This window comes from Clavibacter zhangzhiyongii, from assembly GCF_014775655.1.
Taxonomy (GTDB): Bacteria; Actinomycetota; Actinomycetes; order Actinomycetales; family Microbacteriaceae; genus Clavibacter; species Clavibacter zhangzhiyongii.
On record NZ_CP061274.1, the window covers coordinates 969,918 to 993,123 of the forward strand.

17 protein-coding genes are annotated in these 23,206 nt (G+C 73.9%); 12 read left to right on the plus strand and 5 right to left on the minus strand.

Annotation, left to right across the window (positions count from 1 at the left end; translation table 11 throughout):
* Positions 1 to 2 precede the first annotated feature (2 nt).
* The 6 genes from rfbA to H9X71_RS04715 all read left to right on the plus strand — a co-directional run bounded on the left by rfbA (position 3) and on the right by H9X71_RS04715 (position 8,163).
* The gene (rfbA, locus tag H9X71_RS04690; RefSeq protein ID WP_191148551.1) at positions 3 to 875 is read left to right on the plus strand and encodes a glucose-1-phosphate thymidylyltransferase RfbA; all 873 of its coding nucleotides are present in this window, start codon (positions 3 to 5) and stop codon (positions 873 to 875) included.
* Positions 876 to 1,015: 140 nt separating this feature from the next.
* Positions 1,016 to 1,981 carry a glycosyltransferase gene (locus tag H9X71_RS04695; RefSeq protein WP_244961802.1) on the plus strand — a complete coding sequence of 322 codons (966 nt, stop codon included), beginning with the start codon at positions 1,016 to 1,018 and terminating at the stop codon, positions 1,979 to 1,981.
* Positions 1,978 to 2,823, plus strand: coding sequence for a glycosyltransferase (locus H9X71_RS04700; RefSeq protein ID WP_191148553.1), 846 nt, complete (start codon positions 1,978 to 1,980; stop codon positions 2,821 to 2,823). The genes H9X71_RS04695 and H9X71_RS04700 overlap by 4 nt, the downstream gene beginning before the upstream one ends.
* 67 nt (positions 2,824 to 2,890) lie before the next feature.
* A complete protein-coding gene (gene glf / locus H9X71_RS04705; RefSeq protein WP_191148554.1) occupies positions 2,891 to 4,063 on the plus strand; it encodes a UDP-galactopyranose mutase in 1,173 nt (390 codons plus the stop codon).
* Positions 4,064 to 4,065: 2 nt separating this feature from the next.
* The gene (locus H9X71_RS04710; protein WP_191148555.1) at positions 4,066 to 6,084 is read left to right on the plus strand and encodes a glycosyltransferase; all 2,019 of its coding nucleotides are present in this window, start codon (positions 4,066 to 4,068) and stop codon (positions 6,082 to 6,084) included.
* A 189-nt stretch (positions 6,085 to 6,273) separates the two neighbouring features.
* On the plus strand, positions 6,274 to 8,163 hold the full coding sequence (locus H9X71_RS04715; protein WP_191148556.1) for a hypothetical protein: 1,890 nt from the start codon (positions 6,274 to 6,276) through the stop codon (positions 8,161 to 8,163).
* A 331-nt stretch (positions 8,164 to 8,494) separates the two neighbouring features.
* Here the strand turns inward: H9X71_RS04715 and H9X71_RS04720 are convergent, their stop codons facing one another.
* Entirely contained in the window at positions 8,495 to 11,701 is a 3,207-nt protein-coding gene (locus H9X71_RS04720) for an arabinosyltransferase domain-containing protein (protein ID WP_191148557.1), read from the minus strand.
* A 56-nt stretch (positions 11,702 to 11,757) separates the two neighbouring features.
* Here H9X71_RS04720 and H9X71_RS04725 point away from each other — a divergent pair, with 56 nt between their 5' ends.
* Entirely contained in the window at positions 11,758 to 13,194 is a 1,437-nt protein-coding gene (locus H9X71_RS04725) for a polysaccharide biosynthesis protein (RefSeq protein WP_191148558.1), read from the plus strand.
* On the plus strand, positions 13,191 to 14,303 hold the full coding sequence (locus H9X71_RS04730; protein WP_191148559.1) for a glycosyltransferase family 4 protein: 1,113 nt from the start codon (positions 13,191 to 13,193) through the stop codon (positions 14,301 to 14,303). The genes H9X71_RS04725 and H9X71_RS04730 overlap by 4 nt, the downstream gene beginning before the upstream one ends.
* Positions 14,304 to 14,370: 67 nt before the next feature.
* Here H9X71_RS04730 and H9X71_RS04735 read toward each other — a convergent pair whose 3' ends face one another.
* Positions 14,371 to 15,294 (minus strand): decaprenyl-phosphate phosphoribosyltransferase, encoded by a 924-nt coding sequence (locus H9X71_RS04735; RefSeq protein WP_414749992.1) that lies wholly within the window; start codon positions 15,292 to 15,294, stop codon positions 14,371 to 14,373.
* A 152-nt stretch (positions 15,295 to 15,446) separates the two neighbouring features.
* Here H9X71_RS04735 and H9X71_RS04740 point away from each other — a divergent pair, with 152 nt between their 5' ends.
* Positions 15,447 to 16,094, plus strand: a complete 648-nt coding sequence (locus H9X71_RS04740; RefSeq protein WP_191148561.1) for a histidine phosphatase family protein — start codon at positions 15,447 to 15,449, stop codon at positions 16,092 to 16,094.
* Positions 16,095 to 16,159: 65 nt separating this feature from the next.
* On the opposite strand, the gene H9X71_RS04745 is transcribed toward H9X71_RS04740, so the two are convergent.
* The 3 genes from H9X71_RS04745 to H9X71_RS04755 all read right to left on the minus strand — a co-directional run bounded on the left by H9X71_RS04745 (position 16,160) and on the right by H9X71_RS04755 (position 20,229).
* Positions 16,160 to 17,449, minus strand: coding sequence for an O-antigen ligase family protein (locus H9X71_RS04745; RefSeq protein WP_191148562.1), 1,290 nt, complete (start codon positions 17,447 to 17,449; stop codon positions 16,160 to 16,162).
* 48 nt (positions 17,450 to 17,497) lie between these two features.
* Entirely contained in the window at positions 17,498 to 18,910 is a 1,413-nt protein-coding gene (locus H9X71_RS04750; protein ID WP_244961804.1) for an O-antigen ligase family protein, read from the minus strand.
* Positions 18,911 to 19,050: 140 nt separating this feature from the next.
* Entirely contained in the window at positions 19,051 to 20,229 is a 1,179-nt protein-coding gene (locus H9X71_RS04755; RefSeq protein ID WP_191148564.1) for an acyl-CoA dehydrogenase family protein, read from the minus strand.
* Positions 20,230 to 20,393: 164 nt separating this feature from the next.
* On the opposite strand from H9X71_RS04755, the gene manA reads away from it, so the two are divergent.
* The 3 genes from manA (at position 20,394) to H9X71_RS04770 (ending at position 23,168) form a co-directional block, all read left to right on the plus strand.
* Positions 20,394 to 21,698, plus strand: a complete 1,305-nt coding sequence (gene manA / locus H9X71_RS04760) for a mannose-6-phosphate isomerase, class I (RefSeq protein WP_191148565.1) — start codon at positions 20,394 to 20,396, stop codon at positions 21,696 to 21,698.
* Positions 21,699 to 21,732: 34 nt separating this feature from the next.
* Positions 21,733 to 22,701 carry a UDP-glucose 4-epimerase GalE gene (gene galE, locus H9X71_RS04765; protein ID WP_191148566.1) on the plus strand — a complete coding sequence of 323 codons (969 nt, stop codon included), beginning with the start codon at positions 21,733 to 21,735 and terminating at the stop codon, positions 22,699 to 22,701.
* 149 nt (positions 22,702 to 22,850) lie between these two features.
* Complete coding sequence (locus H9X71_RS04770; RefSeq protein WP_012298082.1) at positions 22,851 to 23,168, plus strand: WhiB family transcriptional regulator; 318 nt, start codon at positions 22,851 to 22,853, stop codon at positions 23,166 to 23,168.
* The last annotated feature ends 38 nt before the right edge of the window (positions 23,169 to 23,206 follow it).

Here is a 23,206-nt window from a genome sequence, read left to right on the forward strand (position 1 = left end):
CCATGAAGGGCATCATCCTGGCCGGCGGCTCCGGCACCCGGCTCTGGCCGATCACGAAGGGCATCAGCAAGCAGCTGATGCCGATCTACGACAAGCCGATGATCTACTACCCCCTGTCGACGCTGATGATGGCCGACATCCGCGAGGTGCTCATCATCACGACGCCCGAGTACAACGACCAGTTCCGGGCGCTGCTCGGCGACGGATCGCACCTCGGCATGCGCATCGAGTACGCCGTGCAGCCCTCGCCCGACGGCCTCGCGCAGGCCTTCGTCATCGGCGAGGAGTTCATCGGCGACGACTCGGTGGCGCTCGTGCTCGGCGACAACATCTTCCACGGCGCGGGCCTCGGCACGAGCCTGCGGAAGAACACGGAGATCGACGGCGCGCTGATCTTCGCGTACCACGTGGCCGACCCGACGGCCTACGGCGTGGTCGAGTTCGACGACGCCTTCACGGCCGTCTCCATCGAGGAGAAGCCCGCGCAGCCGAAGAGCGCCTACGCGGTGCCCGGCCTCTACTTCTTCGACAACGACGTGGTGGGGATCGCCAAGGGCATCGAGCCGAGCGAGCGCGGCGAGCTCGAGATCACGGCGGTCAACGACCACTACCTCCAGGCCGGCCGCCTCCGCGTGCAGGTCCTCGACCGCGGCACCGCGTGGCTCGACACGGGCACGTTCGAGAGCATGATGCAGGCGTCCGAGTACGTGAAGGTCATCGAGGACCGCCAGGGCTTCAAGATCGGCTGCATCGAGGAGATCGCCTACCGGGCCGGCTGGATCGACCGGGAGGCGCTGGAGGAGCTCGCGCGTCCGCTCATCAAGAGCGGGTACGGCCGGTACCTCGCCGATCTCGCGGTGCCGTCGGAGCGCTGACCGGGAGCGCAGGCCCGCCCCGCTACCATCGGGGGAGCCGAGCGCGTCCCCGGCGTCCCGACGCGCCGTCGCGCGTCGTCGTCCGGGTGGCTCATGCGCGCTCCGGCCTCGACCGAGGGGAAGACCGGATGCCGTCCGACGTGAGCCGCACCGACCGCATCGTCGCCGTGGTCGTGGCCTTCGACCGCCGCGAGCTGGTGCAGGAGACCCTGGCCGCCCTCGCGGCCCAGACCGTCGCCCCCGCCGCGATCGTGGTCGTCGACAACGCGTCCTCGGACGGGACGGCCGACGTGGTCCGCGCGCGCTTCCCGGAGGTCGACCTCACGGTGCTGCCGCGCAACACGGGCGGCGCCGGCGGCTTCACGGCGGGCATGGCGCGCGCGCTCGCCGTCCACGACGCCGACGCCGTGTGGCTCATGGACGACGACACGGTCCCGGACCCCGGTGCGCTCGCGGCGCTCCTCGCGGCCCGGCGCGCGGCGCCGGCGGGCACGGCCCTCCTCGCGTCGGCGGTCCGCTGGGTGGACGGCCGGCCGCATCCCATGAACACGCCGCGCGTGCGGCCGGGCGCCTCGCGCGCCTCGATCCGCCGCGCCGCCCGGCACGGCGCCTACCCCGTGCGCAGCGCCTCCTTCGTCTCCCTGCTCGTGGAGGCCGACGCCGTGCGCCTGCACGGGCTCCCGGTCGCCGACTACTTCCTCTGGAACGACGACTTCGAGTTCAGCACGCGCCTGCTCCGCCGTGCCCCCGGGTACGTCGCCACCGCCAGCACCGTCGAGCACCGCACGCGCACGTTCGGCGCGGCGGACGTGGATCCGGGCGCCCGCTTCTTCTACGAGGTGCGCAACAAGACGTGGCTGATGCGGCTCTCGCCGTCCCTCACGGCGGCCGAGCGGGTCCTCTACTCCGTCGCCGCGCTCCGGTCCTGGACCCGCACGGTCCGCCGCTCGCGCGACCGCCGGCTCCTCCTCTCCGGCCTCGTCCGCGGCCTGCGCGCGGGCCTCGCCACGCGTCCGCGGCCGAACGTCGAGGTGCTGGCGGGCCTGGGGGCGACGACCGACCAGGTCGCCCGGATCGACGCCGCCTCGGCGGGGGCGCGCGCGTGACGGAGCCGTTCTCCCTCCTCCTCCCCGTGTACAAGGGGGACAAGCCCGACTACTTCGAGCGCGCCTACCGCAGCTCCGTCGACCAGCAGACGCTGCGGCCGGACCAGGTCGTGGTCGTGCAGGACGGGCCCATCTCGCCGGCCCTGGCCCGCGCCGTCGACGAGGCCGTCGCGTCGTCGCCCGTCGAGGCGTCCGTGCTCCGGTTGCCCCGCAACGTCGGGCTCGCCCACGCCCTCGAGCGCGGCCTCGACGCGTGCGCGCACGACGTGGTCGCGCGCATGGACGCCGACGACATCTCCCTGCCCGACCGCTTCGCGCGCCAGCTCGAGATGATGGCGACCGGGCTCGACCTCGTGGGCACGGGCATGTACGAGTTCGCCGACGAGGTGGGCACCATCGTGGGCACCCGGACGCCGCCCACCGGCGCCGCGCGCATCGGCGGCTACGCCCGCTTCCACGACCCCTTCAACCACCCCACCGTGGTCTACCGCCGCTCCGCGGTGCGCGCCGCCGGGGGCTACGTGGACATCGGCCTGATGGAGGACTACTTCCTCTTCGCGCGCATGGTGCAGGCGGGCGCCCGGGTCGACAACATCCCCGAGCCGCTCGTGATGTACCGCGTGAGCGACGGCGCGTACGCGCGCCGCGGCGGGCTCTCCCAGCTGCGCGCCGAGCTCCGCCTCCAGCGCGAGTTCCGGCGACGCCGCTTCACCACGCCCTACCAGGCCGTGCGCAACGTCGCGATCCGCGGCGGCTACCGCCTCGTCCCCGAGCGCCTGCGCCGCTGGGCCTACGGCCGCGTCTTCGCGGGGGGCTCCGGCGCGGGTCGCAGCGCCTCCTGACGCGGGAGGGTACCCTTGAGCCGTCGCGCCGCGACGACCCCCCAGACACGAAAAGGACCCGTTCTCCATGGCCCATGACCTCGTAGTAGTCGGATCCGGATTCTTCGGCCTCACGATCGCGGAGCGGGTGGCCGAGGAGCTCGGCCTCCGGGTGCTGGTCATCGACCGGCGCGACCACATCGGCGGGAACGCCTACAGCGAGGCCGACCCCGAGACCGGCATCGAGGTCCACCGCTACGGAGCGCACCTCTTCCACACGTCGAACGAGCGCGTCTGGGAGTACGTCAACCGGTTCACGGAGTTCACGCCCTACGTCCACAAGGTCTACACGAACCACCGCGGCGAGGTCTTCCCGCTGCCGATCAACCTCGGCACCATCAACCAGTTCTTCCGCGCGGCCCACGGCCCCGAGGACGCGCGCCGCCTCATCCAGGAGCAGGCGTCCGAGCTGTCCGCCGGCGACGCCCGCAACCTCGAGGAGAAGGGCATCAGCCTCATCGGCCGCCCGCTGTACGAGGCGTTCATCCGCGACTACACCGCGAAGCAGTGGCAGACGGACCCCACGGAGCTCCCCGCCGAGGTCATCTCGCGCCTGCCCGTCCGCTACGACTACGACAACCGCTACTTCAACGACACGCACGAGGGCCTCCCCGTGGGCGGCTACACGGCGTGGATCGAGCGCATGGCCGACCACCCGAACATCGAGGTCCGCCTCGGCACCGACTTCTTCGACGACGCGCAGGAGATCACCAAGTCCTCCACCGTCGGCCGCGTCCCCGTCGTCTACACGGGCGCCATCGACCGCTACTTCGACTACTCCGAGGGCGCGCTGTCGTGGCGCACGCTCGACTTCGAGCGCGAGGTGCTGCCCGTGAAGGACCACCAGGGCACCCCCGTCATGAACTACGCCGACGCCGACGTGCCGTACACGCGCATCCACGAGTTCCGCCACTTCCACCCGGAGCGCGACTACCCGGAGGACAAGACGGTCATCATGCGCGAGTACTCGCGCTTCGCCGAGCGCGAGGACGAGCCGTACTACCCCGTCAACACCCCCGACGACCGCGCCGGGCTCCTGCGCTACCGCGAGCTCGCGGCGGCCGAGGAGGGCGTCTTCTTCGGCGGACGCCTCGGCACCTACCAGTACCTCGACATGCACATGGCCATCGGCTCGGCGCTGACGATGTACGAGAACGTCCTCAAGCCGGTGCTCGCGCCGGCCGCGACGGAAGGATCCTGAACATGGCCGACGCGCTGATCGAGGCCACGGGCCGGGACGAGGCGCTGCTCCTGCAGCGCGTCATCTTCCCCACGGACCACGACCCGGACACCGTCCCCCTCTACGTGGACGCCGACTACTGGACCAGCATCCCCGTCGTCGACCGCCGCAAGCACGGCACGAACATGCAGGTCATCGACGCGGACCACGACCGCGCGGTCGTCCGGCTGTCCGACGTCGGCATCCTGAGCGCGATGGACGGCGAGGGCGGCTTCCGCGTGCCGCACCGCCGCAAGGTCTCGTTCGGCACCTACTTCAACGCCTTCCCCGCGGCCTACTGGCGCGCCCACACGTCGCTCTCGTCGGTCGCGCTCGAGGTCATGACCGCGGGCGAGGGCCAGGTCGTCGTCTACCGCTCGAACGCGCGCGGCGTGATCCAGAAGGTCGAGGGGCGCATCGTCCGCGGCGACGTCACGAGCACCTTCGAGCTGCCGTTCACGAACTTCGCCGACGGCGGGTGGTACTGGTTCGACCTCGTCGGCGAGGAGGCCGACCTGTCCCTCGTGCAGGCCGCGTGGTTCGCGCCCGAGGGCACCGTCACGCGCACGGGATCCACCGGCACGGTCAGCCTCGCGGTCACCACGCTCAACCGGGCCGAGTACTGCGTCAAGCTCCTCACCGACATCGGCGCCAACGCCGAGGTGACCCGCCTCATCGACAACATCTTCGTCACCGACCAGGGCACCCAGAAGATCGTCGACCAGCCCGAGTTCCCACGTGCCGAGGAGCTGCTCGGCGGGCGCCTGCGCGTCATCGACCAGGCCAACCTCGGCGGGTCGGGCGGGTTCTCGCGCGGCATGTACGAGACGCTCCAGGCCGGGGCCTCCGACTACGTGCTCGTGCTCGACGACGACATCACCATCGAGCCGGAGAGCATCCGACGCGCGCTCAAGTTCGCGGACTTCGCGGTCAAGCCGACGATCGTCGGCGGCCACATGTTCGACATGTACGACAAGGGCAAGCTGCACGCGTACGCCGAGGGCTTCGACATGTGGAACTTCATGTGGGGCCCGGTCACGCCGACGCGCCACGACTTCCCGTCGTCGAACCTCCGCCAGACCCGCTGGATGCACCGCCGCGTCGACGCCGCCTACAACGGCTGGTGGATGTGCCTGATCCCCGTGGAGACCATCCGCGAGATCGGGCTGTCGCTCCCCGTCTTCATCAAGTGGGACGACGCCGAGTACGCGCTCCGCGCCCGCGAGCACGGCGTGCCCACGGTCACCCTGCCCGGTGCCGCCGTCTGGCACGTCTCCTGGGTCGACAAGGACGACTCGCAGGACTGGCAGGCGTTCTTCCACGCCCGCAACCGGCTCATCGTCGCCCTGCTGCATTCGCCGTTCCCGCGCGGCGGCCGCCTGCTGACGGCCAACCTCGCCACCGACGTGCGGCACCTGGTCTCGATGCAGTACTTCGCGCTGGCCGCCCGGCACGAGGCGTACCGCAACATCCTCAAGGGGCCGCGCGGCCTGCACCAGGACATGGTCACGCGCCTCGCCCGCACCCGCGAGCTCGCGAAGGGCTTCACCGACGGCGTCCCCATCAAGGACCGGGCGGAGCTGCCGGCCGTCGAGGGGAGCCTCGGGTCGCGCCGCCGTCCGCGCCAGTACCGGGCGCCGAACGCGCTCACGCGTCCGCTGTGGCTGGCCCGCGTGGTGCTCCGCCACGCGTTCTCGCCCGTCAAGCCGGCCGCCATGCAGAGCCCGGAGGCGCACCTCGCGTTCGCCGACGCGCGCTGGTGGGTCGTCCCGAACTACGACAGCGTCCTCGTCTCCAACGCCGAGGGCTCGGCGGCGCTGCTGCACCGCCGCGACCCGGCGACGTTCCGCCGGATGCTCGTGACGAGCATCGTCCTCCGGGCGCGGATCCTCGCCCGCTGGCCGCAGCTGCGCGCCGCGTACCGGGCCGCGCTGCCGCGCATCACCAGCGAGAAGGAGTGGGCGAAGAGCTTCGGCGTCACGCCCCCGCGCACCGGACGCTGATCCGCGGGGCGGTCGGCCGGAGCCGGCCGCCCCTGCCCCCTCGCGCGCGTCCGGGCGCCGGATGCCGTCGAGCCCCGTGGTCGGGTCGTGCGCGACCACCGGTTAGCATGTCCCAGCGGGGCGCATGGTAGCGCCCCCGGGAGCGGGGGACGGCTAGTGCGACGGATGAGGGGATCCGCGCGTCGGATCGTGGCGGGCATCGCCGCGGTCGCGACAGCGTGCGGGATCATGCTGGCGGGGGCCGCGGGCTCGACGGACGCGGCGCAGGCGGCGGACCTGTCCCGGTTCCAGCCCGGAGCGATCATCTCGGACTCCGTCTTCTTCGACGGCGGCACGATGAGCGCCCCGCAGGTCCAGACCTTCCTCGCCAGCCGCGTGTCCGCCTGCCGGTCGGGCTACACGTGCCTCAAGGACTACCGGCAGGACACCTTCTCCCGGGGAGCCGACCCGATGTGCGGCCCGTACCAGGGTGCGCGCGCCGAGAGCGCCGCGGACATCATCGCCAAGGTCGGGCGCGCCTGCGGCATCAACCCGCAGGTGCTGATCGTGCTCCTCCAGAAGGAGCAGGGCCTCGTGCTCTCGACCGCCCCCAGCGCTCGCGCCTACCGCTCGGCCACCGGCTACGGCTGCCCCGACACGGCCGCATGCGACGAGCAGTTCTACGGCTTCTACAACCAGGTCTACAAGGCCGCGTGGGCGTTCCAGCGCTACTCGAACCCCCGCGGCACCGGTCCGGGCACCGCCTGGGGGAGCGTCTACTCCCGCTACGGCAAGGGCAAGACGGTGCAGGTCCAGTACCACCCGGACGCCTCCTGCGGCAGCAGCGCCGTCTACATCTCGAACCAGGCGACCTCGAGCCTCTACTACTACACGCCGTACCAGCCCGACCGGGCGGCGCTCGCGTCGGGCTACGGCTCGGGCGGTGCCTGCTCCTCCTACGGGAACCGGAACTTCTACGCGTACTTCACCGACTGGTTCGGGTCGACGTCCTTCGACGTCGGCGGCTGGATCGGCGACAAGTACCGGTCCATCGGCGGCGCCTCGGGGATCCTCGGCGCGGCCACCGGGCCGGAGCGCCAGGTGCCCGGAGGGGCGGCGCAGGACTTCCGGAACGGGAGCATCGTCTCGTCCTCCGCCGGCGCCTTCGTGGTGCGCGGCTGGATCCGCGACGCGTGGATCCGCAGCGGCTCCGCCGGCGGCACGCTCGGCGTCCCCCTCGCGGACGAGCAGGCGATCGCCGGGGGTGCGGTCCAGCGGTTCTCCGGCGGATCCGTCTACTCCTCCGCCGCGGGCGCCTTCGCGGTGCGCGGCTGGATCGGCGACCGCTTCACCGCGGGCGGCGGCTCCGGCGGGGTCCTCGGCTTCCCGACCTCCGACGAGGTGGCGCTCCGGGGCGGCGCCCGCCAGGCCTTCGCGGGCGGCGACGTCGTCTCCTCCTCAGCGGGCGCCTTCGCGGTGCGCGGCTGGATCGGCGACAGGTACCGCGCGCTCGGTCGCGACACGGGCGTGCTCGGCTTCCCGCGCGCGGACGAGAAGCAGGTCGCCGGAGGCGCCTACCAGGACTTCACGGGCGGAATCGTCTCCGCCACGGCGAGCGGCACCAGCACGGTGCGCGGGTGGATCTCCGACGCCTACCGCGCACGCGGCGGCGCGACGGGCGCGTTCGGCCTGTCGACCGCCGACGAGCGGGCGACCGCGCGGGGCGCCCAGCAGCAGTTCCAGGGCGGGCGCTTCTACTCGTCGTCCCGCGGCGCGTTCGGCGTGCGCGGCTGGATCGGCGACCGGTACACGGCGTCCGGCGAGCAGGCCGGCGTCCTCGGCTCGCCGACCGGCATCGAGACCGCGGTGCCGAACGGCGCTGCGCAGCGGTTCGAGGGCGGCGGCATCTACAGCTCGGCCCGCGGCGCGTTCGTCGTGCGCGGCTGGATCGGCGACCGGTACGTGGCCCTCGGCGCATCGTCCAGCCGTCTCGGCCTGCCGCTCGGCGAGGAGCGGGTCTCCGGCGCCGACGTCGTGCAGGAGTTCCAGGGCGGCCGCATCGTGGTGGGACCGCAGGGCGTGCAGGTCGTCTACAACTAGCTGGCCCCTGACGAGGACCGTGCTCCCCTCGGGGGCACGGTCCTCGTCGTCTGCGCCCGGTGCCGCGTGGCCGACGCGCTCCGCGAGGTCGTCCCCCCCCCCCGCGCGCGTGACGGGGCGACGGGGAGGTCCGCGGTCCGCGTCGGGCGTCCCTGCGGGAGCTCCTGGCGCCTGACGCACGCCCGGCTCGAGCCGCCGCCGGCCCAGCGCTCCGCGGGCGTCGGACGACACCGGCGGATCGGCGGATCGGCGGGCTCGGCGACGCCATCGCGCGACGACGTCCGGCGCCGGACCCGGTCCGCCGGAGCGGGGCCGGGTCAGGCGCCGGTGGTCATCGGGACTGGCCGCCCTGCCGGTCGAACTCGACGATCTGCGACACCGGCTCGAACGGCGTGCGCCAGCCCCACGTGGAGACGCGGTCGACCGTGAGGTCGTAGGCGTCGGCCGCGTAGGGGTAGTCGAACAGCTGCACGCGACCCCACGAGCTGCCGGCGCCCTCCATGTCGGACGCCAGCGTGCTCACCGTGGCGGAGCGCTCGACCCCGGCCAGGGATCCGCCGCGACGCTGCACCCAGATGTTGTCCGGTCCGCCGTCGCCGAACGTGGTGGCGAGGACGGGGCGCTCGATGATGCCGTGCGCGATGGAGACCGGCCGCTGGCAGGGGAACCAGAACGAGGACGTCCACGTCACGGCCGTGGGTGCGTCGGGGGCGGAGAGGTCGTTGAAGGACACGGGGTCGACGAGCACCGGGGCCGTGAACCCGAACCAGCCGGACTCGCCGGTCGTGCCGTCCTCGGCCTGCAGGCGGATGGCGTCGCCGGGCGTCAGGCGGGACGGGTCGAGCGCGATGGTGCGCCAGCCGGGGCGGTCGACGGTGTCCTCGACGGCCACGCCGCCGAGGTCGACCACGGTGCCGTCCGCGGCGCGGATCTGGAGCCGGAGGCGGTCGGCGTCGCCGGCGGCCAGTTCCCCGCCGATGAGCACGGCGATGCGCTGGCGGTCGGTGGTCTCGGGCACGCGGTACCACGGGGTGGTCATGCGGCCCACGGTGTCGCCGCCCTCGGCGTAGCTGCCCCAGAGGGCGATGCCGTCGGCCAGCGCGGGCGGGGCGTCGGACGCGGGCCAGCCCGCGTCGAGCGCGAAGGAGCCGGGGGAGGCCGCGTCGGACTCGTCGCCCTCGTCGACGGCGAGGGGGCGGCCGGCGCTCGCGTCCCAGGTGGTGATGGCGGCGCCGGTCAGGCACTGCGAGCCGGCGGGGTCCTCGATGTTCGCCGCGCCGACGGAGTAGCCGTCGAGGCCGCGGGCCGCCGCGAGGGAGAACGTGCCGACCAGGTAGCCGCCCGTGACGAGCGCGAACACGGTGGCGAGCGCCGTGACCGACCAGAGGCCCTGCGGCTCCGACCAGGCGCGGCCGGCGCGACGCTGGACGAGGACGGCGACCGCGACGACGGCGGCCGCGACGAGGATCCAGATGGGCAGCGCGCCGAAGTGGATCGGCCCGAAGCCGGGCTCGCGTCCGTCGCCGAACATGCCCTGGCCCCACGCGTACGCCCACGAGTTGGGCCCGTGCAGGGAGAACACGATGACGGGGACGAGGCTCGCGACGGCCACGGGCGTCAGCCACCAGGGCGCGCGGCGGCCGTGCAGGAGACCCGTGACGATGCCGGGGGCGAGCACCAGGAACAGCGTGACGAAGAGCGGGCCGATCGAGGAGATGGCCCCGAAGTGGTGCGTCCACTTGCTGGGGGTGATCCACAGGAGCACGAACGACAGCGCGAGGCCCCATCCGGCCAGCTCGAGGGGCGCGGGCACGAGGCGCGCCGCCCGCGGCGACACGCGGGACGCCGCGTACGTCGCGACCCACCAGACGAGGAGCACGAGGGCGAGGAGCACCACGGACCGCTTCGCGTAGGAGCCCATGGGGATGTCGTTCATGAGCAGCGCGTAGCGCGACCACTCGTTGAGCCAGGTGAGCGGCGTCTCGACGGCCGCGAAGCGCTTGGGGCCGGTGAGGGCGTCGGAGAGCGTCGCGTCGGCGAAGGCGGCGAAGAGGGCCACCGACCCGACCGAGAGGACGGCCATGGTGCGGGCGGCCGCCGCGAGGCGCGATCCGCCCTGGTACGCGAGCCGCCAGAAGCCGGGGATGCCGAGCAGCAGCGGGGCGAAGGCGACGATGCCCGTGGGGTGCGCGGCGAAGGCGAGGCCGGCGACGAGGGCGGCGAGGGCCGCGGGGAGCAGCGTGCCCCGGTCGCGGGAGCGGAGCACGAGCGCGACGACGACCACGCCGGCGAGGGAGCCGAGGATCTCGGGACGGCTGCCGATCGTGTACGAGAGCCACCAGATGAGGAAGGTCGCCGCGAGCAGGCCGCGGGCCCAGAGCAGGGCGCGTCGGGAGAGGCGGACGGCCGCGCGCTCGAGGAGGTGTCGGGTGACGAACCAGGCCGCGATGCCCGCGACCAGCGCCGGCGTGCGCAGCCACACGGGGGAGCGCCCGCCGAGCTCCTGCCATGCGCCGAGCAGCTGCCAGAACCACGTGAAGGGCGTGAAGGACTGGTTGAACATCTGGTAGTAGTTGCCGACGAACCCGGCGACGCCGTCGTTGAGCGACATGGCCGCGTAGTAGCCGTCGTCGTCGGTCATCGGGCCGATGAAGATCCAGAGCGTCAGCACCGCGACCACCACGGCGTCGACCGGGCGCAGGGCCCGGAGGACGCGGGACGCGACGCCTCGGCGGGCGGGGGACGCTGCGGGGGAGCCGTCCGCGCGGACGGCGGCGGGCGCTGCGGAGGGATCCCGCCCGTCCGCATCGGCCACGGCGTCGTGGGCCCGGGCCGCGCGGCGTCGGCGGTCGTCGCGCGCGAGGACCACCAGCGCGCCGATGAGGCTCAGCCACATCAGCACCATGACGGCGATCTTGATCCCGCTGGGGGTGCTGTCGAAGTCGTCGACGACCTGCACGCCGACGGCCAGGTCGGACGGCGCGGGCACGGAGCCCACGCTGGAGACGAGGGCGTCGATCTGCGGGGGCAGCGTGCCAGGGAGGTCGACGACGCGGGACCCGTCGGCGTCGAGCGTGAGCCCCTGCACGTCGGAGTGCAGCGCGTAGGAGACGTCGGCGCCGGCGTCCAGCGGGATCTGCTCGGTCGCCCCGCCGACGCGGAGGGTCAGAGCGGTGCCGCTGGCGGTGAGGACGAGCCCGTCGGTCGCCGCCTCGGGCTCCGCCGGGTCGATGGTCGCGAGCAGGACGCCGTCGTCGGTCGCGGCCGCCGCCTCGACCGCCCGCGACGTGAAGGACGCGTCGAGCACGTGCGGCGTCTGGTTGGTGAGCAGGAGCGAGGTGGAGCGGATCTCGGCCGCGTCCTGGGGCCACGCCACGCGCACGTCGGCGGTGTCGACCGGGGCGAGCGCCAGCAGCCCGCCGGACGCGATCGCGACCGCGCCGAGGAGGCCGGCCAGGAGCGCCGGCCGCGGCCGGCGCGACCCGCTCCGGGCGGTCGAGGGGGAGTCGGACGCGGACGCGGAGGAGGAGGACGGCACAGTGACCCGAGGGTACAGGATCGGGTCGCCCCGATCCCGGACGGTAGCCTGATGCGATGACCGCCCTCCCCAGCGCCTCCCGCCGGGCGCTGCTGGTGATGGGCGCGACGGTCGTGACCGGCCTGGTGACGTACGTCTTCCTCGGCATCGTCTCGCGCGGCGTCGCCGCCCTGGCCCCCGACGCCGCCTCGGGCGACGCGGCGTTCGACATGTTCTCCGTCTTCTGGTCCGTCGCGCTCGTCGTGGGCTTCGGCCTCTTCCTCCCGGTCGAGCAGGAGCTCGCGCGCCTCGGCGCGCACGGCGCCGACGTGCGGGCCGCGGTGCGCGCGGCGCTCCGCCTCTCCGCGGTGGTCGCCCTGGCCGGCGTCGCGGTCGTGGCCATCGCCGCGCCCCTCCTCCTCGGCGCGGGGATGCCCCCGGGCCTCGTGGTGGCGTACGCGCTCATCGCGCCCGTCTCCGCGCTCCAGTTCACGGCCCGCGGCGCGATGGTGGCCCGCGGCGACGTCCCCGCCTACTCGCGGGTCCTCCTCGCCGACTCGGGACTGCGCGTCGCCCTGGCGCTCGCCGCCCTCCTCCTGCTCACGGCGCTCGACCTCCCCGACGCCGTGTCGTGGTTCGCCGCGGCGCTCCTCGCCGCCATCGCGCTCGCGCACGTGCCGGTGCTGCTGCGCGCCGGAACCCGGACCCGCGTCGTCGCGGACGAGGCCCCGGGCGCCGGCGACGGCGTGGACCCCGCCCTGGTCGCCGTCGAGGGTGCCGCCGTCGGGAGCGCGGCCGTCGAGGGAGCCGCCGTCGAGGGCGACGCCGGCACCGCCGCGCGCGGCCGGGCGACCACGAGCATCCGCCGCGCCTACCTCGCCCTCCTCGGCGCGGGCGTGTGCGCGCAGCTGCTCCTCAACGCCGGGCCCGTCGTCATCGCGGCGCTCGACCGCACGGTGGGCACGGCCGGCGCGTTCCAGGCCACGTTCAGCGTCGCCCGCGTCCCGCTGTTCATGCTCGTGCCGCTGCAGGGGCTCATCGTCCCGCCGCTCGTCGCCTACGTGCGACGCGGGGAGACGGCCGCCCTGATCCGGCGCATGTCGCTCCTCGCGGCGGCCATCGCGGGCCTCGGCGTGGTCGCGGGCGTCGTCGCGGCGCTCGCGGGCCCGGCCGTGATCGAGCTCGTGTTCGGGGAGGGCCGCTCGCTGCCCGCCCTCGACGTGGGGATCCTCGTGCTCGGCGTCTTCGCGCACGTGGGCCTCGTCATCGGCACGCAGGCGCTCATCGCCACCGACCGGCACCGCGACTCGTCGCTCGCGTGGGCGACCGCCCTCGTGTCGGCCGCCACGGCGACCGCGCTGCTCCAGGGCCCGCTCGGCTGGGCCACCGCCATCGCGGCCGGCTTCGGCGCCGGCTCGCTCATCGGCTGGATCACGGCGCTGCTGCGGCTGCGCGCCGTGGGGACCCGGCAGGTCCGCCTCGCGCGGACGGACACCCACAAGGAGACCCCATGACCGACGTCGTCATCGCCCTGACCTACTACGCCCCCTACGTGAGCGGCCTCACCAACGTGGCCCGCGACGTGGCGGAGGGGCTGGTCGAGCGCGGCCACCGGGTGACGGTGGTCACCACGCGGCACGACGCCGCGCTGCCCGCGGAGGAGACGATCGCGGGGGTGCGCGTCGTGCGCACGCCCGTGCTCCTGCAGCTCGGGAAGGGCGTCATCAGCCCGTCCTTCATCCCGACGGTGCTGCGCGAGTCGCGGCACGCGGGCGTGCTCAACATCCACGCGCCCATGGTCGAGGCCGGGCCGCTCGCGTGGCGCGCGTCGCGGATCACGCGGGTCGTCACCACGTACCACTGCGACGTGGACCTCCCGAGCGGGCTGGTGAACGCCGTGCAGCGCACCGTCATGGACCGCTCCAGCGTGCTCGCCGCCCGCAGCTCCGCCCGCGTGGTCGTCACAAGCGACGACTACGCCGACCACTCCCGCATCCGGGCCGCGCTCAGCCGGCGGCGCGCGGTGATCCCGCCCGGCTGCCACGACCGCAGCGGCGGCCGCCCGTCCTTCCGCGAGACGGACGGCCTGCACGTCGGCTTCCTCGGGCGCATCGTGGAGGAGAAGGGCATCGAGTACCTGGTGGAGGGCTTCACCGCCCTCGACCGGCCGGACGCCCGGCTCATCATCGGCGGCGACTTCTCGCGCGTCGCGGGCGGCTCCGTCATCGACCGGGTCAAGGAGCGCATCGCCGGCGACGACCGGATCCGCCTGCTCGGCTTCGTCGCCGACGAGGACGTGCCCGACCTCTACGCCTCCGTCGACGCGTTCGCGCTCACGTCCGTCAACGCGTTCGAGGCCTTCGGCATCGTGCAGGTGGAGGGGATGATCGCCGGCGTGCCCGCGATCGCGTCCGACCTCCCGGGCGTGCGGCAGCCCGTGCGCACCACGGGCTTCGGCGTGGTGGTGCCGCCCCGCGACGCCGCCGCCATCACGCGCGCCCTGGAGGAGATCGAGGCGCGCACCGACGACGTGCCCGCGATGGCCGCCCGGGCCAAGGAGCTGTACGGGGTCGACGCGGTGACGACGGCCTACGAGGAGCTCTTCGCCTCGCTCGCGCGCTGACGCGGCGCCGGCCGGGCGGGCGCTGCGGCAGACGACCGCGACCGCGGGCGCCCGCCTGGGGTCGGGATCAGAACGTGCTGGGCTGGACGTACAGGCCGATGACCAGGATCACGAGCCAGACGCCCGCGAGCACCTGGAGCATGCGGTCGCCGAGGGCGATCTCCTCCGGGGCCTGCGCGTCGCCGCGGTCGATGTGCTGGCCGTAGCGCAGCACCGCGAGCACGAACGGCGCCACCGAGACGGAGAGCCAGAGGTTCCGCAGGTCGGTGAAGAGCTCGAAGGCCCACAGGCTGTAGCCGAGGATGAGGATCGTCGCGGCGGAGTGCCAGATGAAGCCGAGGTAGCCGAGCGTGTAGCCCTTGAGGGACCCGCGCACGTCGCCCTGCAGGTCGGGGTTGCTGGCGAGCTCCCCGTAGCGCTTGCCCGAGACCATGAGGAGCGACCCGAAGACCGCGACGAGCAGGAACCACTGGCTGAGCACGACGCCGGTGGCCGCGCCGCCCGCGATGGCGCGCAGCAGGAAGCCGGAGGAGACGACGGCGATGTCGAGGATGGTGATGTGCTTCAGCCAGATGCAGTACGCGATCTGCACGAGCTCGTAGCAGAGCACCACGGCCGCGAGCTCGAGGCCGCCGGCGAAGGCGACGGCGAGGCCGCCGAGGAGGAGCACGGCGGCGACCGCCACGGCGACGGGCACGGGCACGATGCCGGCGGCGATGGGGCGCGAGCGCTTGCGGGGGTGCGCGCGATCGGCCTCGACGTCGAGGATGTCGTTCAGGAAGTAGATGCCGGACGCGGCGAGGCAGAAGGCGACGAACGCGAGCACGGCCTTCACGAGCGACGGCTCGAAGAGCGCGCCGGCGGCGACGGGTGCGGCGAACACCAGCACGTTCTTCATCCACTGGCGGACCCGTGCGGTGCGGATGACCCCGCCGAGGACGGAGGAGCTGCTGCCGGCGGGCGTGCGGGGGACGAGGTCTGGTTCGCTGATGGTGGTCCTCCTGGTCGGGCGATCAGAGTCACCGTAGCCGGTCGGCGCGCCCGACGCCGAACCGGCGGGCGGGCCCGGGGACATCGCCGGCGGGTCCGCCCGTCGGCCGTCGGATAGGGTCGTCGGGTGCAGATCCCACGGAACGTCCACCGGTGACCGCGGCCAGGATCCACCTCGTCCGGCACGGTGAGGTCGACAACCCGGACGGCATCCTCTACGGCCGGCTGCCCGGCTTCGGCCTCACGGCGCTCGGCCGCCGGATGGCGGCCGCCGCCGCGGACCACGTCGTCGAGGCGGGCCGCGAGGTCGGCCTCCTGCGCACCTCCCCGCTCCAGCGCGCGGTCGAGTCGACGGCGCCGATGGAGGCCGCGCTCGGCCTCGACCCCGAGCGCCGCGACGGCCTCGTCGAGGCCTCCAGCCGCCTCGAGGGCGGCCGCTTCGACATGAGCCTCTCCATCCTCGGCAAGCCGTCCGCGTGGCGCTACCTCGTGAACCCGCTCCGTCCCAGCTGGGGCGAGCCCTTCGTCCAGGTCGCCGCGCGCATGCGGGCCGAGCTCGCCGCCGCCGCCGCGGACGCGCCCGACGGCACCGACGCGGTCCTCGTGAGCCACCAGCTGCCCATCTGGATGGCGCACCGCAGCGTCACCGGCGCGCCCCTCTTCCACGACCCGCGGAAGCGCCGCTGCGCGCTGTCCAGCATCACGTCGTTCGAGCCGACGGCCGACGGGTTCCGCGAGGTGTCCTACTGGGCGCCGGCGCCCGAGCTCCTGGCCGCGTCGACGGACGACGGCGCCGTCTGAGGCGTCCGCGCGACCACGCGACCGCAGGGCGCGACGGCCCGTGAGCCGTCGGCCGCTCCCGCGCATCAGCGCGCCGGGCCCTCCGGCAGGCCGTGCCGCCAGCTGCGCCCCTGGGCGGCCTTGACGGCGCAGATCACGAGCAGGACCCATCCCCACTCCACGAGCGTGACGCTCTCGGCGAGCGACGCGACGACGAGCACGACGAGCACGAGCGCGGTCCAGACGTAGCCGACGCCGCGCTTGGTGGTCGCGAGCACCCAGGAGCGCCCGAGCGCGAGGGCGCAGAACGCCGCGAACAGCGCGAGCCCGACGAGCCCGGCCTGCAGGTAGAGGTCGAGGTAGGCGTTGCGGCCGGTCTCCTGCGCGCCGCGGCTCACGAGGTCGAGCGCCGTGTACGGATAGGCGTCCCGCCGCCAGTAGCCCACGAACCCCCAGCCCTCGATGGTGTTGAGGTCGATGAGGCGGAGCATCTCGCGCCACAGGGCGACGCGCTGGAGGTAGTCGGGACGCGCCTGGAGCACCTGCAGCACGGGGGAGCGGAACGCCACGACGAGCACCCCGACGACCGCGGCCAGCACGAGCGCCGCGCTGTTGGCGAGCGGCCGGGCCTGGCGGGCGAGGTGACGGAGGCCGAGGATCGCGAGGGCGGCGAGGCCGAGGACGAGGAACGTGCCGAGGATCACGGACGAGCGGGTGAGCGACGCGACCAGCAGCGCGGTGGTGAGCGAGAAGATCCCCCGGCCGCGGGAGACGGAGCGGGTGAGCAGCTCGACGGCGAAGGTCACGGCGGCGACGAGCGCGAGGATCCCGAGGGCGTTGCGCTCGCCGAGCAGGCCCTGGATGGGACCGAGGCGGTCGAGGGCCCCGCGGATGCCGAGGAACGGGATGGGGCCGTCGATGAGGAGCCCCGCCAGCACCTCGAGCGCGAGCGAGCCGACGAGCACGAGCCGCAGCACGTCGCCGGCCGCGCGCACGATCTGGATGAGGTCGCGCACGACCCCCACGTACACCGCGAGGAACGCGGACGCCGCGAGGTGGAGCACGCCGCCGACCGCGTCCGGCTGGTACGCGGTCCAGAGCAGCGTCGCCGCGCACCAGCCCACGAGGACCAGGAGCGAGATGGGGAGGAGGCCGCGCCACTCCCAGTCGCCGCGCTTCGCCGCCAGGGATCCCGCGGCCATCGCCACGAGCGCGACCAGGACGGCGACGAGCCCGGCCCAGCCCATGGTCGCGCGCAGCGCGTGCGACAGGACCGCGGTGCCGAGGATGCACTGCGTGAGCGCGGCTGAGAAGCGCGCGGACCCGAGGAGGTCGGGCAGGCGCTCGGGCAGCGGCAGGCGGGTGGGCAGCGTCATGCGGCGGCGGTCACGGGCGGTCGGCGGGGCACCGGGCGGCCGCGCGGGTCAGGCGACGCCGGGGTCGGCGACGGACGGCGCGGCGGGAGCGGGGGCCGGGGCGCCGGCCGCCGCGGGCTCGGCGGGCACGGCGGGCACGGGGCGACGGCGGGGGACCGCCGGCCCCGGGACGTCCTCGCGGGCCACCATGCCGGAGCGCGTGGCGACGGCGATCACGACGAGCAGCAGCCAGTTGCCCTCGTAGAGCAGGCGGCTCTCGGCGAGGCTCTGCACGACGAGGGCCGTCATGAGCAGCAGCGGCGCCAGCGCGAGCGTGGAGTAGGGCTCGACGAGGTCGCGGCGGTGCTGCGGCCGGTCGATGGCGGCCCACCAGGAGCGGACGTACGTGGTGACGATGAGGCACGCGAAGGCCAGGAGGCCGACGGCGCCCACCTGCAGCAGGACGTCGAGGTAGGCGTCGTGGGCCTGCAGGTAGGTGACGCCGCTGCGGACGGCGAGGCCCTGGAAGGGGTGCACCCAGGGTGCCCAGTAGCCGATCCAGCCCCAGCCGACGACGGGGTGCTCCTGCGCGAGCCCGAGGACGGACTCCCAGATCTGGAACCGCCCGGTGAGGTCGGGGGAGCGGCCGAGGAGCTCGAAGACCTCGGCGGTGCGCGTGACCACGATGCCCGCGCCGACGACGGCCGCCACGACGACGCCGCCCGCGAGCACGAGGCGCCCGCGGAGGTCGACGCGGCGGGCGATGAGCGCGAGCGCGGCGACGACGCCGGTCATGAGGAGCGCCACCAGCACGGTGGAGCTGCCGGTGAGGGTCAGCGTGAGCAGGGCGACGGCGATCCACACGGCGGCGTCGCGGCGGGCCACCGTGCGCGCCGCGTACTGCAGGGAGAAGACGATGAGGCCGAGCAGCGCGACCATCGCGAGCAGGTTGGCGTTGCCGACCACGCCCTGGATCCGCCCGCCGCTCAGCAGCTCGCCGCGGGTCCACGCGAACGCGGCCGGCGCGTTCGGCCCGTAGTCCGTGAAGAAGGGCATGACCGGCTGGCGCACGACCACGGCGACGACCAGCTCGAAGGCGAGCGACAGCCCGAGGATGATGCGGAGGGCCCGGCCGAGGCCCTGCACGATCTCCGCCCACGACAGCAGCACGAGGATCGTGAGCGCCGCGATGGTCGTGGACAGCTGGATCAGCACGCCGAGCACGGACTCGAACCGGTACTGCGACCACGCGATGGACAGCACGCAGACGACCGTGAACGCCAGCAGCGGGAGGGGCACGACCCGGAGCCGCGGCAGCGGGCGGGCGCGCACGAGGAGCACGATGCAGGTCACCAGCACCGCCAGGGCGATGGCGCCGAAGCCCCACCAGCTGAGGCTGTCCCGCCACATGTCACCCGCGAAGGTGGTGACGAGGACGAAGGTCGCGAAGCTCCGGAGGGCTCGGCGGCTGGGGGTGGGCATGCCCATCAGGGTATCCGGCCCGGGCCCCGAGCCCCGCCGCCTGGGTGAACGCGGACGGCGGCGGCGAGCGCGGGGCGGCGCGCCGGGCACCGGGCTGTCCGTCCCGCGAACGCGCCGCACCGGGCGCCGCCGTCCGGCGGTCAGACGAAGGCGGCGTGGCCCGTGATCGCCCGCCCGACGATGAGCGTGTTCATCTCCCGCGTGCCCTCGTACGAGTAGATGGCCTCCGCGTCGGCGAAGAACCGGGCCACGTCGTGGTCGAGGACGATGCCGTTGCCGCCGAACGCCTCGCGGCACCACGCGACGGTCTCGCGCATCCGGCTGGTGGCGTAGGCCTTGGCGAGCGCGGAGTGCTCGTCGGACTGGGTGCCCTCGTCGACCATCTCCGAGGCGCGCGTGACGAGGCCGATGGAGGCCGTGATGTTGCCGAGGCTGCGGACGAGGAGGTCCTGGATCAGCTGGTGCGCGCCGAGCGGCTTGCCGAACTGGTGCCGTTCGCCCGTGTACGCGACCGCGGCCTCGTAGGCGCCGACCGAGATCCCGACGGCTGCCCACGCCACCTCGGCGCGCGTGAGGCGGAGCACCTTGGCGGTGTCGGCGAAGGAGCGCGCGTTCTGCAGCCGGTTCCGCTCGGGCACGATCACCGCGTCGAGCTCGATGTCGGCGTTCTGCACGATGCGCAGCGCCTGCTTGTCCTCGATCCGCGTGGCGCGGAAGCCGGGGGAGTCGTTGGGGACGAGGAAGCCCTTGACCTGGCCGTCGTCCGCGTCCTTGGCCCAGATGACGGTGACGTCGCTGATGGTGCCGTTGCCGATCCAGCGCTTGGCGCCCGTGATGCTCCACTCGTCGCCGCGCCGGGTCGCCACCGTGCGGAGGCCGCGCGCGGAGTCGGACCCCGAGAGCGGCTCGGTGAGGCCGAACGAGCCGAGGACCTCGCCGGACGCGAGGCGCGGCAGCCACTCGGCGCGCTGCTCGGGGGATCCGGCGACGGCGACGCTGCCCATCACCAGGCCGCTCTGCATGCCGACGAGGGTCGCGATGCTCGCGTCGACGCGGCCGAGCTCGAGCGCCGCCCAGCCGCGGAACACGGCCGAGTTCTCGAAGGGGCGCGTCTCGGGGAACGGCATGCCGAAGAAGCCGCGCTCCGCGAGGCCGCCGACGACGTGGCGGGGGAACTCGGCTCGTGCCCAGAGCCCGTTGACGTGCGGGCGGACCTCCGCCTCGAGGTAGGCGCGCAGGTCGGCGAGGGACTCCTTCTCCCTGTCGCCGAGCCGGGACTCGTAGCCGTAGAAGTCGCCGATGAGGGGGGTGAGGGTCACGATGCTCCGTTGCGGTCCGTTTGTGCCCTCGGGGACGGGCGCCTGCGGGCGAGCCTAGGTCGGCGTCCGGCCGGCACCCCCATCGGTTGGTACTTTGGTCGCGTCCGGACAGGACGCGCGCCCTCGGGCGTTGTAGGTAGCCGCCAAGCCCGACAGGATCGCCCGTGTTCACTGCCCTCGCCAACACCCCCCGCGACTACGCCTGGGGGTCGACGACCGCCATCGCCGAGCTGCTCGGCCGCGAGCCGTCCGGAGGGCCGGAGGCCGAGCTGTGGCTCGGCGCGCACGACGGCTCGCCGACGCGCGTGGTCGACCCGGCGGCGGCCGGCGGCGCGCCCACGCTGGCCGAGTGGATCCGCGCGGACCCCGCCACGACGCTCGGCCCGCTCGCCGAGGGCCTGCGCCCGGGCGACGGCCCCGGCCTCCCGTTCCTCCTCAAGGTGCTCGCCGCCGGCGGCCCGCTCTCGCTCCAGGCGCACCCCGACCTTCACCGTGCGCGCCTCGGCTTCCGCGACGAGGAGGACCGCGGGATCCCGATCGACGCCCCGCACCGCAACTACAAGGACCCGCTGCACAAGCCCGAGCTCGTCTACGCGCTGAGCGACGAGTTCCACGCGCTCTGCGGCTTCCGCCCGCTCGCGGAGGTGCGCCAGGTCTTCACGCTGCTGCTCACCCTGGACGCGTCGGGACCGGACTCCGACCCGGCCGTCATCCGGTCCGTCCTCACGCGCCTCACGGGCTCCGAGGCCGACGTGCTGCGCGACGTGTTCGCCTTCCTCATGGGCGGCGGATCCGAGGTGCGCCGGCTCGTCGACCGCGTCACCCTCCTGGCGAACCTCGCCTCCGACAGGCAGTGCCGCGAGTTCTCGACGGAGATGCGCACCGTCCGCGAGCTCGCGGAGGCGTACCCGGGCGACCCCGGCATCGTCACGTCGCTGCTGCTGAACCGCGTGACCCTCCGCCGCGGCGAGGCGCTGTACCTCCCCGCGGGCAACATCCACGCGTACCTGCACGGCCTCGGCATCGAGCTGATGGCCGCGTCCGACAACGTGCTCCGCGGCGGCCTCACGCCCAAGCACGTGGACGTGCCCGAGCTCCTCGACGTGCTCGAGTTCCAGGCGCTGCCCGTGCCGTACCTCGCCCCCGAGCACGCGGCCCCGGGCGTGGAGCTGTACCGGCCGGACGTGCCCGACTTCCTGCTCGCGCGGATCGCCCCGGCCACGCGCGACGCGGCCGCCGACGACGCGGGCGCCAGCGTCGTCGTGGTCGACGGGCCGACCATCGTGCTTTGCACCTCCGGCGAGGTGACGCTCCGCGGCGAGGCCTCGACGGTCGTCGTCGGCCGCGGCGAGGCCGTGTTCGCCACGCCCGACGAGGGCCGGATCGTCCTCACGGGGGAGGGCGAGGCGTTCCTCGCGACGACCCCGGCCCCCGGCCCCGACGCCGCCGACGAGGACGCCAGCGCGTGACGGCTCGTCCGGGCGTCGTCGATAGGGTTGCCGCATGACATGGTTGGTCACCGGCGGCGCCGGCTACATCGGTTCGCACGTCGTCTCCGCGTTCGCGAAGGCGGGCATCGACACCGTCGTCCTCGACGACCTCTCGAGCGGCCACGCGTCGTTCGTCCCCGAGGGCGTGCCCTTCCATCGCGGATCCGTGCTGGACCGGGAGCTGCTCGCGAGCATCCTCGGCTCGGGCGACATCCGCGGCGTCGTGCACGTGGCCGGCTACAAGTACGCCGGGGTCTCCGTGCAGCGACCCCTCCACACCTACGAGCAGAACGTGACCGCCACGGCCGTGCTCCTCGAGGAGATGGAGACGGCGGGCGTCGACAGCATCGTCTTCTCCTCCTCGGCCGCCGTGTACGGCACGACCGACGTCGACCTCGTCGACGAGCGCACCCCCAAGGCCCCCGAGTCGCCGTACGGGGAGTCCAAGCTCATCGGCGAGTGGCTGCTGCGCGACCAGGGCGTCGCGGCGGGCCTCCGCCACGCGTCGCTCCGCTACTTCAACGTCGTGGGATCCGGCGAGGAGGGCTACTTCGACACCAGCCCGCACAACCTCTTCCCGCTCGTCTTCGAGGCCCTGCTCGCCGGGCGCACGCCGCGGATCTACGGCGCGGACTACCCGACGCCCGACGGCACGTGCGTGCGCGACTACATCCACGTCGTCGACCTCGCCGCCTCGCACGTCGCGGCCGCCCTCCGCCTCGAGGCGGGGGAGCCCGTCGAGCCCGTCTACTGCCTCGGCAGCGGCGCCGGCGTGAGCGTCCGCGAGATCATGACGGCCATCGCGTCGGCCACGGGCATCGGCTTCGAGCCCGAGGTGCACGACCGCCGGCCGGGGGATCCGGCCCGCATCGTGGCCTCCGGCGAGCTCGCCGCGCGCGACCTCGACTGGGCCATGCGCCACTCGCTGGACGACATGGTGACGAGCGCCTGGAACGCCCGCCAGGCCGGTTCCGGGCTCTAGCGCCGACGGCGAGCGGCGGCGCGTCGCAACCCTCGAGGAGCGGCTGAGGGTTTACCCTCCGCAGCTTGACTCGATGGAGTTACACCGGTGTAATTATGACGATGAGCTGAGGCCGGCCGGACGCCTCGGCCGCGTGGGGAGATCGTGACATGGCACTACCTGAGTACCACGCCGGAGTCCCCGACGACTGGTTCGTCGACCCCGTCCGACTCGGGGTCCCGGGCGTCCGCAGCGTCGACGACGGCAACCCGCTCGCCTGGCAGGCGGACTCGCTCTGCGCGCAGACCGACCCCGAGGCGTTCTTCCCCGAGAAGGGCGGATCCACCCGCGACGCCAAGAAGATCTGCGGCTCGTGCGAGGTCCGGTCCGAGTGCCTCGAGTACGCGCTGGAGAACGATGAGCGCTTCGGGATCTGGGGCGGCCTCTCCGAGCGCGAGCGCCGGAAGCTGCGCAAGCGCGCCGTCTGACCCGGGGTCGCGTGCCGCCGCGACGGACCCCCGCCTCC

Coding starts and splice junctions, on each gene's coding strand:
- rfbA (WP_191148551.1), top strand. CDS start 3: ATGAAGGGCATCATCCTGGCCGGCGGCTCCGGCACCCGGCTCTGGCCG.
- glf (WP_191148554.1), top strand. CDS start 2,891: ATGGCCCATGACCTCGTAGTAGTCGGATCCGGATTCTTCGGCCTCACG.
- H9X71_RS04710 (WP_191148555.1), top strand. CDS start 4,066: ATGGCCGACGCGCTGATCGAGGCCACGGGCCGGGACGAGGCGCTGCTC.
- H9X71_RS04725 (WP_191148558.1), top strand. CDS start 11,758: ATGACCGCCCTCCCCAGCGCCTCCCGCCGGGCGCTGCTGGTGATGGGC.
- H9X71_RS04730 (WP_191148559.1), top strand. CDS start 13,191: ATGACCGACGTCGTCATCGCCCTGACCTACTACGCCCCCTACGTGAGC.
- H9X71_RS04745 (WP_191148562.1), bottom strand. CDS start 17,449: ATGACGCTGCCCACCCGCCTGCCGCTGCCCGAGCGCCTGCCCGACCTC.
- H9X71_RS04750 (WP_244961804.1), bottom strand. CDS start 18,910: ATGCCCACCCCCAGCCGCCGAGCCCTCCGGAGCTTCGCGACCTTCGTC.
- galE (WP_191148566.1), top strand. CDS start 21,733: ATGACATGGTTGGTCACCGGCGGCGCCGGCTACATCGGTTCGCACGTC.
- H9X71_RS04770 (WP_012298082.1), top strand. CDS start 22,851: ATGGCACTACCTGAGTACCACGCCGGAGTCCCCGACGACTGGTTCGTC.